We start from the raw sequence: 20123 nt of genomic DNA, 5'->3' as shown, positions 1-20123 counted from the left end.
CCGACCAGGGCTTTTGAGCATCGGATTCCCCAAAGCGAGGCAAATCTGGTCCGACGCCTGGCGCTCAGCGCACCACGATGACTGAGGGTCCAGTTGGAATGTCGGCGCTGGCCGTCATCTCGGTCTGGGCGCGCTCCTTGAGCAGCACCGTCGCAAGCGCGGCAAAGCCGAGCAAGCCTTGAGCGTAAAGCAGAGCGGAAAGCACTGAGGCAGCGACTTTCGTGTTCATCTCATCAATTCCCAATCTTTTAAAATCGTCGGTGCTTCAGGAAACTCCCGAAGCGCCCGCGCCGCTCACGGAGCCCCCCGCTGCGGCGCGGGCCTTCGGTCCTCTCGGCAGCAAGTAGCCGGAGGGGCCGCGCGTCCTCATCAGCCGAAGGCCGACCCGCCAGAGGGCCTTCAGCCGGTGGACGCGCAGGCTGGAAACAATCCAGACCATGGCGATGAACAGAGCCATGTGCAGCGTCGAAACCTCGCCGGACGTCATCGCCGCCAGCGTCGTCGCCGGGTTGCCGGCCACTGAGCCGGCGCCGCCGATCACGATCGCCGCGACACTGATCCTGCGAAACCAGGAGCGGAGGTTCGATTTCCTGCCCATTTTCGTTTGCTGATGTCTGTTCCCGTTGCGTCAAACCTGACGCCGGCCTGTATCAGCATCATGCCGCCCTGCCTGCGCTTTGTTGCAGGTTGGTTTCGAAAATGGCTACGTGCCTTTCATATACGGCCGAAATGAACTTTCGTTTCCGAACTTGGCTCATTGTGCGAGCCTCGGCCGGCCTTGCGCGTAAGGGATCTGGAGAAACTCGCGGTGGGCGTGCTGTTAACTTTCGGAAACGAATTCGAAACAGAAACGAGCATCAAGCGAAATTGGTCTGAAACGGACGAACCCGATAAGTGCCGCATCGAAATTGAAGCCGGACATAACGGCAAAAAACACAGAGGGATCCGTCATGAACACCGCCATTTCCGCCAAGCTCATCCACATCACCGCCGCCGCGCTCACCGGCGCGGCGCTGCTCTTCGGTGCCGGCAATGCCGCCCACGCCAACCAGCTCGTCGCCACGGTTTCGCTGTCGCAGCAGGTCATGGAAGTGACGGTCGACGGCCGGCCGACCTACACCTGGAAGGTGTCGACCGGTGGCAGGGGGCACATCACGCCGACCGGCTCGTTCAAGCCGACCCGCATGCACGAGATGTGGTACTCGAAGAAATACGACAACGCGCCGATGCCGCATTCGGTGTTCTTCAGCGGCGGTTACGCGGTGCATGCCACTTACGCGGTCAATCGCCTCGGCCATCCGGCCTCGCATGGCTGCGTGCGGCTTCACCCCGATGCCGCGGCCGACTTCTACCAGCTCGTCGAGGCCTTCGGCCCCGGCAACACCAGCATCGTCATCGTCAAGTAACGAACTGGGTTAGTAACGAACCGGATCAAGTAGCAGGCAGGTTGCCGCCTTCAGCGTAGTTGGAATGCAGCGCCGAAGCCGTGAGGCCACCGCCAAAAAAGAGGCCGGAAATTCCGGCCTCTTTTGTTTTTTGGCTCTGGTGCCGTTCAGCTCGGCAGCGCCGGCATCAGCTTCGGATCGGGCTTCTCGGCAAGGTGCGGCAGATCCCTGCTGGCGATGAACGTGTAGAACATCGGCACGACGAAGAGCGTGAACATGGTGCCGACCAGGATGCCGGTGAAGATGACCAGGCCCATCGAATAGCGCGCGGCGGCACCCGCGCCGCTGGAGACGATCAGCGGCACGACGCCGAGCGCCATGGCCGCCGTCGTCATCAGGATCGGCCGCAGGCGCACTTTGGCCGAAGCGATGATGGCGTCGCGCCGGCGCATGCCATGTATCTCGCGCTGCTGGTTGGCGAACTCGACCAGCAGAATGCCATGCTTGGTGATCAGGCCGATCAGCGTGATCAGGCCGACCTGGGTGTAGATGTTGAGCGTTCCCAGGCCAATGTTGAGCGGCACGATCGCGCCGAAGATCGACAGCGGCACCGCCATCATGATGATCAGCGGGTCGCGGAAGCTCTCGAACTGGGCAGCCAGCACCAGATAGATCACGATCACGGCCGCGGTGAAGGCAATCAGGATGGTGTTGCCCTGTTCCTTCTCTTGCCGCGACTGGCCGGAATAGTCGACGAAGAAGGTGTCGGGCAGGGTCTCCTTTGCAAGGTTCTCCAGCACCTGCAAGCCGTCGCCGGTGGTCACGCCGGGCAGCGGCAGGGCCGAGATCGTCGAGGAGTTCAGCTGGTTGAACTGCTCGATGGCCGCTGGCGAGGCGTTGGTCGAAATCTTCACCACCGCCGACAGTGGCACCATCTTACCGTCGACGCTGCGAACGAAATACTCGCCGAGCCTCTCGGGATTGTCGCGGAACTGCTGCGGCACCTGGGGGATGATGTCGTAGCTGTTGGAATCACGATCGAACTGCGCCACCTCGGCGCCGCCGACCAGCAGCGTCAATGTGCGGCCGATGTCGGCGATCGGCAGGTTCAGCGCCGCCGCCCGCTCGCGGTCGATGGTGACCGTCACCTGCGGCGCGTCGTAAGCCATCGAATTCTGCACGACGATGAAGCGGCCGGAAGCCTGCGCCTTGTTCTTGATCTTCTCCGCCTGGTCGAAGACCTCGGAAGGATCGCCGGTCGAGCGAACCACCATGGAGATCGGCAGACCGCCGCCGGAACCGGGCAGGGTCGGCGGCGCGAAGACAAAGGCCTGAACGCCCGCCACCTTGGCGAGGCGGCCCTGGATGTCGGCCTGAAGCTCCTTCGAACTGCGCTTGCGCTCAGCCCAGTCCTTGAAGGCGAAACCGACGAAAGCACCATTGGTCGCGCCGCCGAAGGCGACGGCCGAGAATTGCGCCCTGGTCTCCGGGATGTCCCTCACCAGGCCGAGCATCTGGTTGACGTAGGTCTCCGTGTAGTCCGACGTCGCGTAGCGCGGCGCCGTCACGATCGAAAGCAGGAAGCCCTGATCCTCCTCCGGCGCAAGCTCGGTCGAGGTCTTGGTGAACATGAAGCCGGTAAGCGCAACAAGCGCCACGACGATGATCAACGTCACCGGTCGGTTTCTCAAGGAGGCGGTGACCGCGCGCTCGTAGACATACTCGACGCGGCCGAAGATGCCATCGACGATGCGCTGGAACCGGCCATGCGCGCCGGCCTTCAGCAGGCGCGCCGACATCATCGGCGTGATGGTCACCGCGATCAGGCCGGACAGCACCACGGAGCCGGCAAGCGTGACCGCGAATTCGCGGAACAGCGCGCCCGTCAGACCGCCGGTGAAGGCAAGCGGCGCGAACACCGCGGCCAGCGTGATGGTCATGGCGACGATGGCCGAGAAGATCTCGCGCATGCCGTTGAAGGCCGCCTGCATCGGCGACATGTGGTCCTCTTCCATATGGCGGTGGATGTTTTCCACCACCACGATGGCATCGTCGACGACGAGGCCGATCGCCAGCACCATGGCAAGCAGCGACAGAAGGTTGATCGAGTAGCCGACCGCAAACAGGATGAAGCAGACGCCGATCAGCGACAGCGGGATCGTCACGATCGGCATCATGACCGAACGGAACGAACCCAGGAACAGAAGGATGACCACGATGACGATGGCAACCGCCTCGCCGATGGTCTTGAACACCTCCTCGATCGAGGCGCTGATCTGTCCGGTGGCGTCGTAGACGACCTCGATCGTCATGCCTTTCGGCAGCGTCTCCTGAATCACCGGCACGAGCTTGGTAACCGCCGCCGCAGTCGTCAGCGGGTTGGCCGCCGGCGTCGGAAAGATGGCGAGGAAGGTGCCCGGCTTGCCGTTGAAGCTTACCCTGGTGTCAGTGCTTGCGGCGCCGAGTTCGACGCGCGCGACATCGCGCAGGCGCACCACCTGGCCATCCGTCGAGCGGATCGGCAATTGAGCGAAGGCCTCGGGTGTCTGCAAGGTCGAATGCACGGTGATCGAGGAGACCACATACTCGTTCTGGGTATTGCCGGGCGCCGACAGGAAGTTCGAGTTGTTGATCGCGGTCAGCACGTCGACGGCCGTGGCGCCGCGGGCGGCGAGCCGGACCGGGTCGATCCAGATGCGCATGGAATATTCCTGGGCGCCGAAGACCTGGACATTGGCGACACCTTCCACCGTCGAAATGCGTGGACGAATGACGCGCTCGATATATTCGGTGAGCTGCTCCTTCGTCATGTTCGGATTCTGCATCGAGATATACATCATCGCGAACTGCTGACCGGTGCCCTTGACGATCACCGGGTCCTTGGAGGCATCCGGCAAGGTGCCGCGCACGCCCTGGACCTTGGACAGCACCTCGGCGAGCGCGACGTCGGGATTGGAGCCAAGCTTCATCTGCACCGTCACCGTGCTCGAAGACGGACGGCTGGACGAGGTGACGTAGTCGATGTTTTCGGTGGAGGCGACGGCGCGCGCGATCGGCGCCGATATGAAGCCTTGGATCAGATCGGCGCTTGCGCCCGGATAGGCGGTGGTGATGGTGATCGCGGTCTCGTCGACCTTGGGATACTGGCGGATCGACAGGCTGAAGATGCCCTGGAATCCCAGAAGCAGGATCATGCAGGCCAGCACCGTCGAAAGAACGGGCCGGCGAATGAAGAGGTCGGAGAAGTTCATTGCTGGACCTGCTTGTTCGCCGATTTGCTGGGGTCGATGGTGTTGTCGACGGCAACCGACATGCCGTTGAACAGCCGGTTCTGGCCGGCCGTGACGACCTGGTCGCCATCCTTGAGGCCCTCGGTGATCTCGACCATGCCGTTGTTGCGGCGGCCGAGCTTCACGAATACCTGCGAGATGACGAGCGCGGGCTGTTGGGCGGCCCCGGCCGGTTTGGCGCCGTCAGCCGCTGGCTTGGCGTTTTCGGCAGGCTTCATCGCATTGTCGGCGGGCTTGGTCGCGCTGTCGGTCGGCTTGGAGGCACCAGCCTGCGGCTTGGCGGCATCGCCGGCCGCCTTGTCGGCGCCGGCCTTCTGCTCGTCCGGCTTTGCCGGCGCGGCAGCGGCACCCCCAGCGGGCTTTGCCGGCTCGACGACGAAAACAAAATCGCCGTAGAGGCTTGTCGTCACCGCCGTCTGCGGCACGGAGATGACATTGTTTTCCTGGGGCAGCTCGACACGGATCTGCACAAACTGGCCGGGGGTCAGCTTGCCTTCCGGATTGGCGACCTCGCCGCGGATCGAAACCAGCCGGCTTGCCGGATCGATCTTGGGGTCGATGCCGCGAATGGAGCCGGCAAAGGACATATCGGTCAGATTGCTGCCGAGCTTTATGGTCTGGCCGATCTTGAGCAGCGGCAGCTGCTGTTCGGGAACCGTGAAGTCGACCCGCATCGTGTCCAGATCCTGGATCGTCACCACCGAGTTGCCGGGGGTCAGGTATTGGCCGACGTCGATCTTCGGTATGCCGACCGTACCGCCGAAGGGCGCGGACAATTGCTTCTGGTCGAGCACCGCCTGCATCTTGTTCACTTGCGCGGCCGAGGCGTCAGCCGCCGCGCGCGCGGCGTCAAGCGTCGCGTCGGTGCCGACGCCGCGCCGCTGCAATTCGATGGCGCGGGTCAGTGCCGCCTGATCGGACGCGGCCTGCGCCTTCTGGGCCACCAGATCGGCTTTCTCGACGGCGTCGTCCAGTTGCAAGAGCACGGCGTCGGCGCCAACCTTCTGGTTGGCGTGGAAGAGAATCTCCTTGACGATGCCGCTTGTCTCGACGGTGAGGTCGACACCGCGCACCGCGTTGACAGTGCCGATCGCCTCGACGCCGGGCGTCCATTCCGCCGGCTTGACGGTAACGGTCGAGACGGTCGCAGCCGGCGGCTTCATGGTGGCAAAGAATTGCTTGATGCCGGCATCGCGCATGAAATTGAAGCCCACGATGCCGCCGCACACCACGATGAGCAAAATCAAGAATCCGGCGATGATGAAAAAGCGCTTCACGGACAGTCCCCTTGAGCCGGCAACCGGCAAAACAATCGACGCCGGGACATATCGACGATAAGTCCCGATTTCAAATGGCGGGCGCCTTACTGTACCGGCTGGACGGTCTTGTCAATTCCGCCTAGGCTAATGTAGGGGAGCAGCATGAGAGCACGCAGGGCCAACTCGCGCGAAAAGATACTAGCCGCCGCTGCCGACGTGGCGCGCGAGGCAGGCCCGGGAAGCCTGTCGCTCGAGGCGGTCGCCAGCCGTGCCGGCGTGTCGAAAGGCGGGCTGCTCTACAATTTTCCGACCAAGGCCAAGTTGATGCAGGGGCTCGTCGAGAGCTACCTCAGCGACTTCCAGGAAGCGCTCGAAGCACGCGCAGCGGAGGCCGGCCATGAAAGCGCGCTCTCAGCCTATATCAAGCTGTCGGCCGACGATTGCGAGCGGCCCAAACCCTCGGCTTCCTGGATGTTCTCGGCGATCGCGGAGGACCCCGATTTCCTGACGCCGATAAAGGCGTTCAAGCGGCAGCTCTTAGAAAGGCTGAAGGGGGAAACGGACGACCTCGGCTCGCTGCTGATCTGCTTCCTCGCCATCGAAGGTCTGCGCAGCATGAATCTCTTCGATTCCGACGTGCTCTCGGCGGAAGAGCACAAGCTTCTGGTTTCCTCGCTTCTAAAGATAGCCGGATAGGTTGTAGAGCGTCACACCAGCTTCATCCTGGGAACATAGCGTCCTTCCTGGTTCTTTGCTGCGATGCAAATGGAGTGGGACAATGGTGGACGTAGTTTCCAGTGAGGCGGGGATCCCGAGACCGGATCATCCCTTGGAACAATCGGGCGGGGCCAAATGGTTCCTGCCGGCTTTCGGCGTGCTGGTGCTCGTCGGCGTGATCTATGTCGGCTATGCGCTCAGCCATGATCTGGCCATCGCCAAGACGGTTCCCTGGATCCTGCTCGGCATCGCGCTGCTGATTGCGCTGGGCTTCGAGTTCGTCAACGGCTTCCACGACACCGCCAACGCGGTGGCCACCGTCATCTACACGCGTTCCCTGCCGGCCGAGTTCGCGGTCATGTGGTCGGGCGTCTTCAACTTCCTCGGCGTGTTGACGTCGAGCGGCGCGGTGGCGTTCGGCATCCTGTCGCTGCTGCCGGTCGAGCTCATCCTGCAGGTCGGCTCGTCCTCGGGCTTTGCCATGGTGTTCGCACTGCTGGTCGCCGCCATCCTGTGGAACCTGGGAACCTGGTTCCTCGGACTGCCGGCTTCCAGCTCGCACACGATGGTCGGTTCGATCATCGGCGTCGGTCTTGCCAACCAGTTCATGGCTCCGGCCGGCAGTGCCACCAGTGGCGTCGATTGGGGGCAGGCGACCAATGTCGGCACCACCTTGCTGGTCTCACCGATCATCGGCTTCTTCGCCGCCGCCGTGCTGCTCTATGCGATGAAGCTCCTGGTGCGCAATCCTGCCCTCTACGAAGCGCCGAAGGGCAACACGCCGCCGCCATGGTGGATCCGCGCGCTGCTGATCTTCACCTGCACCGGCGTCAGCTTCGCGCACGGTTCCAATGACGGCCAGAAGGGCATGGGCCTGATCATGCTGATCCTGATCGGCGTGGTGCCGACCGCCTATGCGCTCAACCGCACGCCCGACATCAACTATCTTGACGCCTACAAGTCGGCCTCGGTCGCCGTCGAGCAGTCGCTGGGCAAGTATGTCAAGCCGGGCGTCACCGTCGCGGATGCCAATGCCGCAAAAGCGGCCGTGCAGGAAGCCGTGCGCAGCAAGTCGTGGAACGATCAGACGACGCTCGCGCTGCAGACCTATATCCACAACACGACGGCCGAGCTGCAGCCCTACGCTACGGTCGACAAGGTGCCGACCGACCTGGTCAGCAACGCCCGCAACGACATCTATCTGATCGGTGAGGCGCTGAAGCTGATCGACAAGAAGAAGCTGCTGCCGATGCAGGACGCCGACCTGAAGGCGGTCACCGACTACCATAAGGCGGTCGACAACGCGACGAAGTTCATCCCGCTGTGGGTGAAGATCGCCGTGGCGCTGGCGTTGGGTCTCGGCACCATGGTCGGCTGGAAGCGCATCGTCGTCACGGTCGGCGAGAAGATCGGCAAGAGCCACCTGACCTATGGCCAGGGCGCTGCCGCCGAGCTGGTCGCCATGATCACCATCGGCATGGCCGATCGCCTCGGCCTGCCGGTTTCGACCACGCATGTTCTGTCGTCCGGTGTCGCCGGCACGATGGCGGCCAACGGCTCCGGCCTGCAGTGGTCGACCGTGCGCAACCTTCTGTTGGCCTGGGTGCTCACGCTGCCCTGCTCGATCGCGCTTGCCTTTGTGCTGTTCGTGATCTTCCGCCAGGTATTCTGACCGGGAAAACCATCAAAGAAACGGCGCGGCTTGCGGCGCCGTTTCTGTCTGCGGCCGCGCAGCCTCCGCCCGGCTGCGGCGCCGCAACTGGCGCAGCGACAACATGTGCAACATGATCGAGCTTGGCACAACGAAAGCAGGGGTCAGCACACCCGGATAGGCGCCGGCGCCGATGCTCTGCACATCCGGGACGATCAGTTGCAACGGGCCGGGCGAAGTAATCACGCCCATGGTAATAGCGACCGCGAAATCGGCAAGGCCGAGGATGTTCCAGAAAGTCGCCGCTCTCCGGCCCTCGGCTGTGCCGGTCGCCACTGCTAACGCCGCGGGCAACGCGAACAGCCCGGTCAGCACATCGCCGATGCCTGCGGGCACTGCGAAGGCGCCTGGCAGGGCACTATGCAGCCAGGCCGCGAGCGCCCAGCCGCCGAATATGCGGTAGAGCTGAAGCGCGACGAGCCAGCTTGCCGGCATCGCATCGAGCACCTGCCCGATCCGCTTCGAGAACAGCAGCGGCGGCGCGCCTATGATCAGCGGCAAGAAGATCGCCGATGGCAACACCGGTAAGGACGAGGTGTCCGTGTGAAAGACACCATTGATCGCGGCGCTCCAGGCGATGGCGAGCCACAGCGTATCCGGGATCATGACCGCCAGCCAGGTCACGCGGCGTTGATTTGGGGTCAGACTCGTCTGTTCGAGACCGAGCCACAATCCCAGCGCGATAAGCCCGTGGGCCGCGAGCTGGTGGGCCGTGGTCGGAACGCCGCTGGCCTGGATCGCCGGCAAGGCAAAGATCAGCAGCAGCCAGAGCGCCGTGAGCGGCGCGAGCCAAAGCAGGCCGCGCCACGCGTCACCAGATGGAACGATAGCAGGGCGAACAGCTTCGGTGGTCACCGGCGGTACCCCATTGAGGCCAGCGCTTTTGCGCCGCTGTCTGGATGTACGCCTGCTTTATGCGAGCGGCTATTGGCGACAATGTTGATAGGCTATGAAGAACAGCTTCACAGTCGGGCGAGCGTTTCTAAGCCCTGCACCGCAATTCTCGCCGCCTTTCTTGCTCCGCCTGTACTGGACCTAAGTATCAGGTCGGGCCTTCGCGGTGCAGGTCGTGGATGGCGACGCCCTCGACATTGGTGGGCAGCATCAGCCACTTGTTGTGGCGCAGCGTGCGCTCGGTGTCCTCCAGGCCCATTTCCCAGTGCTCGCGCATCGAGGTGCCCGAGAACTCGTAGTCCTTGGCGTGGCCTTCATAGCCTTTGTGCTGGTAGATCAGGTGGACGATGTTGACGACGCCGGCGTCGGAATAGTCGGCGATCAGCTCCTTCTCGCCGTCCCTGAGCTGTTCCGGCGGCACGCGCTTCAGCGCGTCGAGCAGTTTCATCTTCAGCGCATGGATGCGCTCGAAATTGTCGGTGTTCTGGCGCGTGCGGCTCGAATACATGATGTCCTTGTGGCGCGACAGGACATCGGCCATGCTGCGCGGCAGCACGCCGCGCGCGCTGAACAGGTCGACCTGGGACACCAGCGAGGACCGGTCCTCTTCCTGGTCGAGCAGATATTGCAGCGGCGTGTTGGAGACGATGCCGCCATCCCAATAATACTCGCCCTCGATGCGGATCGAGGGGAAGGCCGGCGGCAGGGCGCCGCTCGCCATGATGTGCTCCGGCCCGATGCGCACCTTGTCGGTGTCGAAATAGACGAAGTTGCCGGTCCTGACATTGACCGCGCCGACGCTCAAGCGCTTCCTGCCGTCGTTCAGCACGTCGAAATCGATCAGGCTTTCCAGCGTGTCTTTGAGCTCGGCGGTGTCGTAGAAGCTGGTGGCGCCTTCGGCGCCCGAGAGCTGGAACCAGGGGTTGGGGCTGCGCGGCTTAAAGAAGCCGGGCTGGCCCATGGCCATGGTCATCAACGACGAGGTCTGGTTGCGGATGTCGCGATAGATGTCGCCTTCCGGCGTATAGGCCCAGATCTTGCGGCCCGAGACCGTCTGCCAGAACTGTTCCAGCCGCTGCAGGCGGCGGCTCGGCTCGTTGCCGGCGATGATCGAGGCGTTGATGGCGCCGATCGAGACGCCGGAAAGCCAGGTCGGCTCGCAGCCGGCGTCGGCAAGCGCCTGATAGACGCCGGCCTGATAGGCACCGAGCGCCCCGCCGCCCTGGAAGACCAAGGCGACGCGGTCATATTGCGCGGTGATTTCCTGGATGGTGGCGGCGGCCGTCGTGTTGCGGGTGCGTTCAAGCACTGACTTTCTCCAACTGGGCCGCGCCGGCGGCGGAATGGCCGCGGTCTGCGAGGTAATCATGCACGACTTCGCCGAGACCCAGGGTCAGATCGGCGGTGAAGTGAACGGCCGAGACGATGTCGAGCACCGGCAGCTTGGCGACATCGGCCATCACATGCGGGCGAAGATCCAGCGGCGGGCGCCGTCCAGGCTTCCTTGAGCGTGACGTCGGTCAGGTAATAGCGGACCAGCTCGCAAATGCGCGGGTTGCCGTCGACATGCGGGATGATCTTGATCAGGAAATTGGGCGCGGCGAGCGAAGCGAGCACCTGGTCATGATCGGCTTCGCGGTGCTTGTAGCCCATCGTCCCGGTGGCGCACAGAACGCTGCCATAGTGCAGCGTGCCGACCACCACTTCGCCTTCATGCACGATCTTTGGGTTGGCAAGCTTCTTCGGGAAACCCCAGAGCTCGCGGCCACCGGCGATCGGCGCGTCATCGTCGAGATACATGGAATATGCACGTAGCCGCCATGCTGGCCCTTGTAGCGCACCGGGATGACTTGGCCGGTCTCGGTGTAGTCGCCGAAGCCGGTCGAGTCCGGCATGCGGATGAACTCATACTTGACCAGCGGCTCGTCGATCTCGAGCGGCGCCGGCACCACCGCTTCCAGCGCCTCGCGCGTGGTGCGGTAGGTGATGATGATGTATTCGCGGTCGAAGAAACGATAAGGGCCGGGCGGGAAGGACGGATTGGTGAGCGGCATCGCATAGGCGCGCTTCACGACGTCGGCGATTTCCATGAGGTCCACCCGTCGGTTCAGGAAATGATACGCGCGAAAGGCGCAGGAGGAGTATGTTGCACGGCACCATGACAGTGCCATGTCATCGTCTTCGAGCGCCAGCCTCAGGGCTCTCACACCGCATCACAACATTGTAATCGCAACGACATATGGCCATGGCATTGTCATGCTGCAGTGCACAAACTATGTGCCGTAGGTCCCTTCCCTCCTGTCGCGAGATCTCCCATGGGTTCCCTGTCTTCGAAGAATGCGCTCGTCACCGGCTCGACCAGCGGCATCGGCCTTGCCATCGCCCGCGCCTTTGCCGCCGAGGGCGCCAACGTCACCATCAACGGCCTGGGCGATGCCGCGGCGATCGAGCAGGAGCGGGCCGGCATCGAGAAGGATTTTGGCGTCAAGTGCCGTTACTCGGGTGCCAACATGATGGACGGCGCCGCCGTCACGGCGATGATCCACGAGGCCGAGGAAGCGTTCGGCAGTCTGGACATCCTGGTCAACAATGCCGGCATCCAGCACGTGGCGCCGATCGAGGAATTTCCCGAAGACAAGTGGGAGGCCATCATCCGCATCAACCTCCTGGCCGCCTTCTACGCCATCAAGGCGGTGGTTCCGGGCATGAAGCAGCGTAAGTGGGGTCGCATCATCAACACCGCGTCGGCGCATGCGCTGGTCGCCTCGCCGTTCAAGTCGGCCTATGTCTCGGCCAAGCACGGCATTTCCGGCCTGACCAAGACGGTGGCGCTGGAAGTCGCGCAGGACGGCATCACCGTGAACGCGATCGCGCCCGGCTATGTCTGGACGCCGCTGGTCGAAAAGCAGATCCCCGACACGATGAAGGCGCGCGGCATGACCGAGGAGCAGGTCAAGCACGATGTGCTGCTGGCCGCGCAGCCGACTAAGGAATTCGTCACCGTCGAGGAGCTTGCGGCGCTCACGCTGTTCCTGTGCACCGACGCGGCCAAGCAGATCACCGGCACGACCCTGCCGATGGATGGCGGCTGGACGGCGCAGTAAGCGCAACGGCGCTCGCGATGGGAAGGCGCGGCGGAGGCTTCGTCCTTCCCTGACAATTGGATTCTTGACAATCGGCGGCGAGCGATCCAGCATCCTGGTCAAGGGGTTCCCCGCGACGACCCCGTGAGGCGTCAGCCCAACGATCGCGTCCAAACTCTCTTTGTTCAGGAGGTGGACGCCATGCCATCAACGACCGCAATCACCGTTTCCCAACTTATTCGTCTCGTCGGCCTGCCGGATGCGCCCGTTCTCATCGACGTGCGCGTCGATGATGACTACGCGGCCGATCCGCGCCTGTTGCCGGCTTCGCGCCGGCGCGACTTCAAAACCGTCTCGACCTGGGCGGCCGAGTTCTCCGGATCGAAAGTCGCCGTCGTCTGCCAGAAAGGCCAAAAACTCTCGCAAGGCGTGGCGGCATGGCTGCGCCACGAAGGTATTCAGGCGGAATCGCTCGAAGGCGGCTTCGAGGCCTGGGCCGCGGCCAAGGCGCCTTTGGTCACGGCGAGCGCAATCCCGCCGCGCGACGAGAAGGGGCGCACCGTGTGGGTCACTCGTTCGCGGCCGAAAATCGACCGTATCGCCTGTCCGTGGCTGATCCGCCGCTTCGTCGATCCCAAGGCAGTGTTCCTTTTCGTCGATCCGGCCGAGGTGCCTCTGGTCGCAGATCGTTTCGCCGCGGTTCCCTTCGACATCGAAGGCGTGTTCTGCAGCCATCGTGGCGAGCGCTGCACCTTCGATACGATGATCGAGGAGTTCGGCCTGCGTGCGGAGGCGCTCGACCGTCTGGCGCTGATCGTGCGCGCGGCCGACACGGCGCGCCTCGACCTCGTTCCGCAGGCGGCCGGGTTCCTCGCAGCTTCGCTCGGCCTGTCGCGCATGTTCCGCGACGATCTCGAGCAGCTCGAAGCGGGCATGCTGCTCTACGACGCCTTCTTCCGCTGGTGCCGCGACGCCACTGACGAGACGCACAATTGGCCGGTCGGAGGCAAGGCGCCATGACCGCGCTTGCCAAGGACGCCGCCGCGCCGCCGGCCGCTATCCCGGCCATGCCGAGTTTTCGCGAGGCGACGCGGCTGTGGGCGAAGATCGGCCTGCTCTCCTTCGGCGGGCCGGCCGGGCAGATTGCGCTGATGCACAAGGAACTGGTCGAGGAGCGCCGCTGGATCGGCGAGGCGCGGTTTCTGCACGCGCTCAACTACTGCATGCTTCTACCTGGCCCCGAGGCGCAACAGCTTGCCGTCTATATCGGCTGGCTGTTGCATCGGACGGCGGGTGGCCTGGTTGCCGGAACGTTGTTCGTGCTGCCCGGTGCTCTGGTGATGCTCGGCCTGAGCAGCTTCTACATGGTCTACAACGACGCGCCGGTCGTCGAGGCGCTGTTCTTCGGCGTCAAGGCGGCGGTGCTTGCCGTCGTCGTCGAGGCGGTGATCCGCATAGGCAAGCGGGCGCTGAAGAACCGTGTGATGGTGGCGATCGCGGTGGCGGCTTTCCTCGCCATCTATGTCCTCAAGCTGCCGTTCCCGCTGATCGTGCTTGCGGCAGGCCTCATCGGCTGGATCGGCAGCCGCGTCGCACCGGGGCTGTTTTCCGGCTCGGCGCATGGCAAGGGTGGGGCCGATGCCGACCGTCGCGGCGTGGTCGACCTGATGTTCGAACGCGGCGAGCTCGGCCACACTTCGCCGAGTAGATGGCATGCAGTTCGCACCATCGCCATCTGGCTGCCGGTCTGGCTCGGTCCGGTGGCACTGATCGCGCTGCTTGCCGGCCCGGCCAGCGTGTGGGCGCAGCTTGGCGGCTTCTTCAGCCTGATGGCCGTCGTCACCTTCGGCGGCGCCTATGCGGTTCTGGCCTATGTCGCGCAGGCGGCGGTCACCTCTTTCGGCTGGCTTTCGCCGGGAGAAATGGTTGACGGGCTCGGACTTGCCGAGACGACGCCCGGGCCGCTGATCCTGGTGCTGCAATTCGTCGGCTTCGCCGCCGCCTATCGTCATGCCGGTTTTGCCAGCCCATTGCTCGCCGGATCGCTCGGATCGCTGCTGACGCTCTGGGTCACCTTCGTGCCCTGCTTCTTCTGGATATTTCTAGGCGCGCCCTACATCGAGCAATTGCGGCAGAACAAGGCGCTGGCGGCGGCGCTCGGCGCGATCACCGCGGCCGTCGTCGGCGTGATCATGAACCTTGCGCTGTGGTTCGCGCTGCATGTCGTCTTCGGCAAGGTCGCAAGCGTCGGCTGGGGCGTCGAGGTTCCGGTCCTGTCCTCGCTCGACTGGCGCGCCGCGCTGCTGTCGGCGGCGGCGATGGTTGCCATATTCAGGCTGAAGGCGGGCATGCTGCCGACGCTGGCCGGATCGGCGCTGGCGGGGCTTGCGCTGCAGGTGCTGTGAGGCCGCTCAACAAACCGATCACGCCAGGCTTGAACAAAAAAAGCTGGTTGCCGGGAATAAACAGCTCAGTCCGCTGGTCTCCAGGGCATGCGCCACGTGCGCAACAGCAGGAGACCACCATGACGCGGCATGAAAGTACGAGCGTGAGGGCCGAAGAGGGCGAGAGCATGAGCAGCCGCCGGCCCTGATCCGTGCCGGTCAAAACCATCGAGAACCACGACCATGACGGCGAGCACCTCATTGCAGCCAGCGGTGCGCCGTTCCTTTCCGAGGCGCGCCGCTCCTCTGAGATACTTGACTTCGGTGACACCAATGCCTTCTCCTCCCTCGAAGCAGGCGCCTGCGCCTGCAGTCGCGATCTTCACCCGCATGAGCAGGGACAGGTCCGCCCCACCTGCCGAGGGCGGCCGCAAGCCCCTGACGGAAGCGGCTGACGGTGGAACGGTGTTGAGCGAAAAGATGCTGGCCGCGCGTTTTGCCGAAGTGGTGCTGCCGCATCTCGGCGACGCGCTGTCGCTTGCCCGCTGGCTCACCGGCAATCACGCCGATGCCGAGGATGTGGTGCAGGAGGCCTGCCTCAAGGCGCATGCCGGCATTGCCAGCTTTGCCGGCGGCAATGCCCGTGCCTGGCTGCTCACCATCGTGCGCAACGCCTCCTATACCTGGATGGCGAAGAACCGCCCGCGCAGCGTGATGGCGGTCGGCGACCTTGCCGATCTCGACGATGTGTCGCCGCCGCCCGACAATGATGCCAACAGTCCGGAGACGGCGCTGATCGCCAAGGCGAATTCGGCGGCGGTGGAAGCGGCGATCGCAAGGCTGCCGCAGGCCTTCCGCGAAACGCTTGTGCTGCGCGACATAAACGGTCTCAGCTACCGCGAGATCGCCGCCATGCTGGGCGTGCCGCAAGGCACGGTGATGTCGCGGCTGGCGCGGGCCCGCGGCCTGCTGATGACGGAACTTGGAGGGCGCAATGAGCCCGCATGAAAATCGCCCGCGTGAGGATGGATTGCCGCAAGACCCGCAGGATATGAAGCTGATGATCCACGCCCTTGTCGATGGCGAGCTCGATGCCGCGGCGGCACTTGCCGTCGAGCGCCGCATGGCCGCCGATCCAGAGCTTGCCGCCGAGCATGCGCGCCTGGTGGCGCTGCGCGGCGCTGTCGCCAACCTGCCGCGCCCGACCGTCAGCGACGATTTCCTGGCGCGCATCGCGGCCATCGCCGAGATCAAAGGCGCCGGGGAAGCCGAGGCAGTTCAGCCCGCAGCCGCGAAGGTGGAGCCGCAGCTGTCCGCGCAGCCGCAACAGCAGCAAGGCAAGGTCGTCGCGATGCGGCCGCGCGCGTCCCGCTGGTCCTTCGACTGGCGCCAGATGGCGGCCTCGATCGTGCTCACCGCACTCCTCGCCAGCGGCGCGACGCAATGGCTGACGACGGCGGACAATGGCACCGACAGCTTTGCGGTCGCCGTCGCCAATGGCCATCGTCGCAGCCTGCTCGCGGCGACCCCGGTCGACATCGTCTCTTCCGACAGGCATACGGTGAAGCCGTGGCTGGACGGGCGCATCGGCGTCTCGCCGCCGGCGCCGGACATGGCCAAGGACGGCTATGCGCTGCTTGGCGGACGCGTCGAGGTGATCGGCGACAGGCCGATGCCGGCACTGGTCTACCGCCACCACGAACACCTGATCACGCTGGTGGCCGCGCCTCGGCAGAACGAGGCCAAATCGATGCCGGTGGCGGACGACCTCTCGGCCGGCGGCTTCCTGCTCGTCCACTGGACCGACGACGCCTTCTCCTACTGGGCGATCTCGGATGCCGAACGCCCGGCGCTGGATGATTTCGTCGCCCGCTTCCGGGCGGCGATCATCGCCAATCCGGCGGCCGGCAGCCCAGGATGATGCTGCTATCAAGAGGCTGGATATATCGACGACATCGAGATTGGGTGGTCCCGACAGGGATCAAGGCTTCGGTGACGTGGTCTTTACTCACTCGTCGCCCGGTTCACCTCGGCCAACTCGCCGAGCGCCTCTTCGATCCTCGCGATAGATTCGTCGATACGGCCGAGAAGGACCAATGCCTCATAGGTCAAGGCAATCTTGGCCTGGGGATGCATATCGCTGGCCTGCGTGGCCGCAATGTTAAATCTCGGATTCGGGATCATTGAACAACAACCTCGGTGCGGACGGGTTGAACCTTCAGGCACCGAAAAGCATTTTGCGGGTGTTTTGGTTCCGACACGGTTCGAGACAGGCTGTCACACAGCGTCAAACAGCGTGTTTTGCGGCACTGGCAGGTCGAAGCTAGCGATGCAAAGGCCGCATCGGTCCGGCTGCTGCGGGACAGAACTCGGATGTTGGGGCTTGCAATAGTCGCGACTTCTCAGCTCGAGATCCATTCTCGACGGCGGAGAAGCATATGATCCGCCAACTGGCGAATCTCGGAGTGAACCGGTGCGTCAGTTTAAGCATGTTCAGTTGGGAGGGGCAGTTGACCCGGCCTTCGGGATACAATGATCGATCGTATTGGCTGACAGCGATGACGCCTACATCCGATAGGGTATCTTTGCAGCGATCACCACCTAAATAGTTGAATTATTTGGTGATCCCGACAGGAATCGAACCTGTGACCTACAGATTAGGAATCTGCCGCTCTATCCTACTGAGCTACGGGACCACGCGGCCCGACACATAAACGCTTCGGGCCGGTTCGCCAAGGGGAGTCTGACGCGCTGGCGGGCGGCCTTGCGATATGCGGCCGCCCAGTTCGTGCCTCCCTCAGGCTTGGCCCGCTCCAGCTTGCGCCGCTCAGGCCGCCAGCGCCGTCTCGGCCAGCTTCACCCAATAGCTCATGCCATGCGGGATGACCTCGTCGTTGAAGTCGTAGGCCGGGTGATGCAGGCCGGCAGTGTCGCCGTTGCCGATAAAGATGAAGGCGCCGGGACGAGCTTCGAGCATGTAGGAGAAATCCTCGCCGCCCATCACCGGCTGGATGGCGCGGTGGACGTGGCTGTCGCCGGCGACATTGGCCGCGACATCGCCGGCAAAAGCGGTTTCCTCGGCATGGTTGAAGGTGACGGGGTAGTTGGCGTCGTAATCGACCTCGATGGTGGCGCCGAAGGCGGCCGCGATGCCGGCGCAGATGGCGCGGATCCGCTCTTCCGATTTCTTGGCCACTTCCTTCTTCAGCGTGCGCACGGTGCCGGCGATCTCGGCGCTTTCCGGGATGACGTTATAGGCATCGCCGGCATGGAACTTCGTCACCGACACCACCACGGCCTCGACCGGGTCGGTGGTGCGCGAGGCAATGGTCTGCAACGCGCCGACCAGCTGGCTGGTGATGACGATCGGGTCGATGGTGCCATGCGGCATCGCGGCATGGCCGCCGCGGCCCTTGACGGTGATGGTGAATTCGGCGGTCGCGGCCATGATCGGGCCGGGCTTGATGGCGAACTGGCCGACCGGCAGGCCCGGCATGTTGTGCATGCCGAATACCTTCTCGATGCCGAAGCGCTCCATCATGCCATCCTTGACCATTTCGTTGCCGCCGCCGCCGCCTTCCTCGGCCGGCTGGAAGATGACAGCCACGCTGCCGGCGAAATTGCGCGTCTCGGCAAGATATTTGGCGGCTCCGAGCAGCATCGCGGTATGGCCGTCATGACCGCAGGCATGCATCTTGCCGGAAACCGTCGACGCCCATGGCTTGCCGGTGATCTCCTCAATCGGCAGCGCGTCCATGTCGGCGCGCAGCCCGATTGTTCCGCCATCGCCCTTGCGGCCACGGATGATACCGACGACACCGGTCTTGCCCAGCCCTGTCACCACCTCGTCGCAACCGAAGGTCTTGAGCTTCTCAGTGACGAAGTCGGCGGTCTGGAAAACGTCGAAATTCAGCTCCGGTGTCTGGTGCAGATGCCGTCGCCAGCCAGCAACTTCTTCCTGCATTTCCGCGGCGCGGTTCAGAATCGGCATGATCGGTCCATTTCTCGGTTCATTGTCGGCAAATCGGTCGGAACCGCTGCTCAGCAATGGTGATTGTCAATTGTGAATGTCTGGCACTTTGCCATTTTGGCGTCACATAGGGTAAATAGCACCGCAAGGATGCGGTCCTGGGTCGAGGGTCTGGCCGCATTATGCTGGCGACCGCGTAACGAAATCTTACGGACCCAGCGGCGATTACGGCAAGAGGCGATTTCGGATTTGATCATGCGGCAGAGGCATTTCCTCAACCTATTGCTGGCAGGCGCGCTGGCTCTTCCGGTGCTTGCCGGTGCTGCCCGCGCCAATCCGGTCGTCCTTTTCGACCTGAAGAGCGGCTCCATTCTGGAGCACCAGGATGCGTTCAAGCGCTGGTATCCGGCCTCGCTCAGCAAGCTGATGACGGCCTATGTCGCCTTCCGCGCCATCCAGGCCGGCGAAGTGGCGCTCGATTCGCCGATCAGGGTAACGAAACACTCGGCCGGCGAGCCGCCGAGCAAGATGGGCTTCAAGCCCGGCTCGGTGATGCGGCTCGACAACGCGCTGAAGATGATGCTGGTCAAGTCCGCCAACGACATCGCCATGGCCATCGGCGAGAATATCGGCGGGTCGCAGGCCGCCTTCGCCGACCGAATGAACGCCGAAGCGGCCCGGCTCGGCATGACAGGCACGCATTTCGTCAATCCGAACGGGCTTTATTCGCCGGACCAGTACACGACCGCGCGGGACCTCGCCGTCCTGGTAACGGCGATCCGCAACGACTTTCCGCAATACGCGCCGTGGTTCTCGATCGAGGGACTTGCCGTCGGCAAGAAGGCGCTGCCGAACTACAATCTGCTGATCGGGCGCTATCCCGGCGCCGACGGTATGAAGACCGGCTTCGTCTGCTCTTCCGGATTCAACATGATCGGCTCGGCGACGCGCAACGGCCGCACGCTTGTCGCCGTCGTGCTTGGCGAGAAATCCGCCGTCAGCCGCGCCGAGGCGGCGGCAAAGCTGCTCGACCAGGGTTTTGATACGCCGGCGACGGGTTCGACCACGCTGGCCGCGCTCAAGCCCTATGGCGACACGCTCTCGCCCAACGACATGCAAGAGGAGATCTGCAAGAAGAAGCCGAAAGATGAGCAGTCCGAGGCAGCCCCCGAGGTCGCCGCCAAGGATAAGCCGAAGTCGCCTTACCAGGTGAAACTCGATCATCCTACGCTGATCGCGGTTGGTCTCGGCGGCGCCACGGGACCGGCGCCCAAGGCCTTTGTCGACCAGACCGACCAGAACTACGCCGATGTGCCGCTGCCGAGCTGGCGGCCAGATGTGCCGGCGCCGGCCGGCGCCGAGCCGCTGGCGACGGGAACGGCAGCCGCCGCGGCGCAGGGCGATCAGCCGGTCAAGGCGGCGAACTGATC

17 protein-coding genes, 1 tRNA gene and 1 pseudogene are annotated in these 20123 nt (G+C 63.9%); 9 read left to right on the top strand and 10 right to left on the bottom strand.

The annotated features are described in order from the left end of the window. Positions 1-64 precede the first annotated feature (64 nt). Positions 65-229 carry a hypothetical protein gene (locus tag EN869_RS34300; protein WP_167498450.1) on the bottom strand — a complete coding sequence of 55 codons (165 nt, stop codon included), beginning with the start codon at positions 227-229 and terminating at the stop codon, positions 65-67. A 36-nt stretch (positions 230-265) separates the two neighbouring features. Continuing rightward, positions 266-598 carry a hypothetical protein gene (locus EN869_RS05315; RefSeq protein WP_127225256.1) on the bottom strand — a complete coding sequence of 111 codons (333 nt, stop codon included), beginning with the start codon at positions 596-598 and terminating at the stop codon, positions 266-268. A gap of 352 nt (positions 599-950) precedes the next feature. On the opposite strand from EN869_RS05315, the gene EN869_RS05310 reads away from it, so the two are divergent. Next, positions 951-1406, top strand: coding sequence for a L,D-transpeptidase (locus EN869_RS05310; protein WP_127225255.1), 456 nt, complete (start codon positions 951-953; stop codon positions 1404-1406). Positions 1407-1552: 146 nt separating this feature from the next. Here the strand turns inward: EN869_RS05310 and EN869_RS05305 are convergent, their stop codons facing one another. After that, positions 1553-4636, bottom strand: a complete 3084-nt coding sequence (locus tag EN869_RS05305; RefSeq protein WP_127225254.1) for an efflux RND transporter permease subunit — start codon at positions 4634-4636, stop codon at positions 1553-1555. Then, positions 4633-5952, bottom strand: a complete 1320-nt coding sequence (locus EN869_RS05300) for an efflux RND transporter periplasmic adaptor subunit (protein WP_245489368.1) — start codon at positions 5950-5952, stop codon at positions 4633-4635. The genes EN869_RS05305 and EN869_RS05300 overlap by 4 nt, the downstream gene beginning before the upstream one ends. A gap of 144 nt (positions 5953-6096) precedes the next feature. On the opposite strand from EN869_RS05300, the gene EN869_RS05295 reads away from it, so the two are divergent. Together EN869_RS05295 and EN869_RS05290 are read left to right on the top strand one after the other, a co-directional pair. After that, positions 6097-6630, top strand: coding sequence for a TetR/AcrR family transcriptional regulator (locus EN869_RS05295; RefSeq protein WP_127225253.1), 534 nt, complete (start codon positions 6097-6099; stop codon positions 6628-6630). A gap of 82 nt (positions 6631-6712) precedes the next feature. After that, positions 6713-8323, top strand: coding sequence for an inorganic phosphate transporter (locus EN869_RS05290; RefSeq protein WP_127225252.1), 1611 nt, complete (start codon positions 6713-6715; stop codon positions 8321-8323). 12 nt (positions 8324-8335) lie between these two features. Here EN869_RS05290 and EN869_RS05285 read toward each other — a convergent pair whose 3' ends face one another. From EN869_RS05285 to EN869_RS05275, 3 genes and pseudogenes are all read right to left on the bottom strand, one after another. Further along, entirely contained in the window at positions 8336-9217 is an 882-nt protein-coding gene (locus EN869_RS05285; RefSeq protein ID WP_127225251.1) for an MFS transporter, read from the bottom strand. Positions 9218-9404: 187 nt separating this feature from the next. After that, a complete protein-coding gene (locus EN869_RS05280; RefSeq protein WP_127225250.1) occupies positions 9405-10565 on the bottom strand; it encodes a patatin-like phospholipase family protein in 1161 nt (386 codons plus the stop codon). Further along, positions 10558-11346: pseudogene (locus tag EN869_RS05275) on the bottom strand (acetoacetate decarboxylase). Before EN869_RS05275 ends, EN869_RS05280 begins: the two are co-directional and overlap by 8 nt. Positions 11347-11571: 225 nt before the next feature. Here EN869_RS05275 and EN869_RS05270 point away from each other — a divergent pair. The 5 genes from EN869_RS05270 (at position 11572) to EN869_RS05250 (ending at position 16644) form a co-directional block, all read left to right on the top strand. Continuing rightward, positions 11572-12360, top strand: coding sequence for a 3-hydroxybutyrate dehydrogenase (locus tag EN869_RS05270; protein WP_127225249.1), 789 nt, complete (start codon positions 11572-11574; stop codon positions 12358-12360). Between the two features lie 180 nt (positions 12361-12540). Beyond that, positions 12541-13359, top strand: coding sequence for a sulfurtransferase/chromate resistance protein (locus tag EN869_RS05265; protein WP_127225248.1), 819 nt, complete (start codon positions 12541-12543; stop codon positions 13357-13359). After that, a complete protein-coding gene (chrA, locus tag EN869_RS05260; RefSeq protein WP_127225247.1) occupies positions 13356-14744 on the top strand; it encodes a chromate transporter in 1389 nt (462 codons plus the stop codon). Before EN869_RS05265 ends, chrA begins: the two co-directional genes overlap by 4 nt. 459 nt (positions 14745-15203) lie before the next feature. Next, positions 15204-15731 (top strand): sigma-70 family RNA polymerase sigma factor, encoded by a 528-nt coding sequence (locus tag EN869_RS05255; protein WP_245489384.1) that lies wholly within the window; start codon positions 15204-15206, stop codon positions 15729-15731. Beyond that, the gene (locus EN869_RS05250) at positions 15718-16644 is read left to right on the top strand and encodes an anti-sigma factor (RefSeq protein WP_127225246.1); all 927 of its coding nucleotides are present in this window, start codon (positions 15718-15720) and stop codon (positions 16642-16644) included. The genes EN869_RS05255 and EN869_RS05250 overlap by 14 nt, the downstream gene beginning before the upstream one ends. Before the next feature lie 83 nt (positions 16645-16727). Here the strand turns inward: EN869_RS05250 and EN869_RS05245 are convergent, their stop codons facing one another. The 3 genes from EN869_RS05245 to EN869_RS05235 all read right to left on the bottom strand — a co-directional run bounded on the left by EN869_RS05245 (position 16728) and on the right by EN869_RS05235 (position 18714). Continuing rightward, positions 16728-16907 carry a hypothetical protein gene (locus tag EN869_RS05245; protein WP_127225245.1) on the bottom strand — a complete coding sequence of 60 codons (180 nt, stop codon included), beginning with the start codon at positions 16905-16907 and terminating at the stop codon, positions 16728-16730. Positions 16908-17342: 435 nt separating this feature from the next. Beyond that, positions 17343-17419: transfer RNA gene (locus EN869_RS05240), tRNA-Arg, on the bottom strand. A 131-nt stretch (positions 17420-17550) separates the two neighbouring features. Beyond that, complete coding sequence (locus tag EN869_RS05235) at positions 17551-18714, bottom strand: M20 aminoacylase family protein (RefSeq protein WP_127225244.1); 1164 nt, start codon at positions 18712-18714, stop codon at positions 17551-17553. A 234-nt stretch (positions 18715-18948) separates the two neighbouring features. Here EN869_RS05235 and EN869_RS05230 point away from each other — a divergent pair, with 234 nt between their 5' ends. Beyond that, positions 18949-20121, top strand: coding sequence for a D-alanyl-D-alanine carboxypeptidase family protein (locus EN869_RS05230; RefSeq protein WP_127225243.1), 1173 nt, complete (start codon positions 18949-18951; stop codon positions 20119-20121). Positions 20122-20123: the final 2 nt, after the last annotated feature.

It is taken from the genome of Mesorhizobium sp. M2D.F.Ca.ET.226.01.1.1 (assembly GCF_004022705.2).
Classification (GTDB): domain Bacteria; phylum Pseudomonadota; class Alphaproteobacteria; order Rhizobiales; family Rhizobiaceae; genus Mesorhizobium.
Note: the sequence above shows the minus strand (reverse complement) of the source record. Positions and strands in the feature narration are given on the sequence as shown.

Excerpts from the sequence above, each read along its gene's own strand:
- EN869_RS05270 (WP_127225249.1), top strand. The coding sequence starts at position 11,572 with ATGGGTTCCCTGTCTTCGAAGAATGCGCTCGTCACCGGCTCGACCAGC.
- EN869_RS05245 (WP_127225245.1), bottom strand. The coding sequence starts at position 16,907 with ATGATCCCGAATCCGAGATTTAACATTGCGGCCACGCAGGCCAGCGAT.
- EN869_RS05315 (WP_127225256.1), bottom strand. The coding sequence starts at position 598 with ATGGGCAGGAAATCGAACCTCCGCTCCTGGTTTCGCAGGATCAGTGTC.
- EN869_RS05290 (WP_127225252.1), top strand. The coding sequence starts at position 6,713 with ATGGTGGACGTAGTTTCCAGTGAGGCGGGGATCCCGAGACCGGATCAT.
- EN869_RS05230 (WP_127225243.1), top strand. The coding sequence starts at position 18,949 with ATGCGGCAGAGGCATTTCCTCAACCTATTGCTGGCAGGCGCGCTGGCT.
- EN869_RS05250 (WP_127225246.1), top strand. The coding sequence starts at position 15,718 with ATGAGCCCGCATGAAAATCGCCCGCGTGAGGATGGATTGCCGCAAGAC.
- EN869_RS05265 (WP_127225248.1), top strand. The coding sequence starts at position 12,541 with ATGCCATCAACGACCGCAATCACCGTTTCCCAACTTATTCGTCTCGTC.
- EN869_RS05235 (WP_127225244.1), bottom strand. The coding sequence starts at position 18,714 with ATGCCGATTCTGAACCGCGCCGCGGAAATGCAGGAAGAAGTTGCTGGC.
- EN869_RS05255 (WP_245489384.1), top strand. The coding sequence starts at position 15,204 with ATGCTGGCCGCGCGTTTTGCCGAAGTGGTGCTGCCGCATCTCGGCGAC.
- EN869_RS34300 (WP_167498450.1), bottom strand. The coding sequence starts at position 229 with ATGAACACGAAAGTCGCTGCCTCAGTGCTTTCCGCTCTGCTTTACGCT.
- EN869_RS05310 (WP_127225255.1), top strand. The coding sequence starts at position 951 with ATGAACACCGCCATTTCCGCCAAGCTCATCCACATCACCGCCGCCGCG.
- chrA (WP_127225247.1), top strand. The coding sequence starts at position 13,356 with ATGACCGCGCTTGCCAAGGACGCCGCCGCGCCGCCGGCCGCTATCCCG.
- EN869_RS05295 (WP_127225253.1), top strand. The coding sequence starts at position 6,097 with ATGAGAGCACGCAGGGCCAACTCGCGCGAAAAGATACTAGCCGCCGCT.
- EN869_RS05305 (WP_127225254.1), bottom strand. The coding sequence starts at position 4,636 with ATGAACTTCTCCGACCTCTTCATTCGCCGGCCCGTTCTTTCGACGGTG.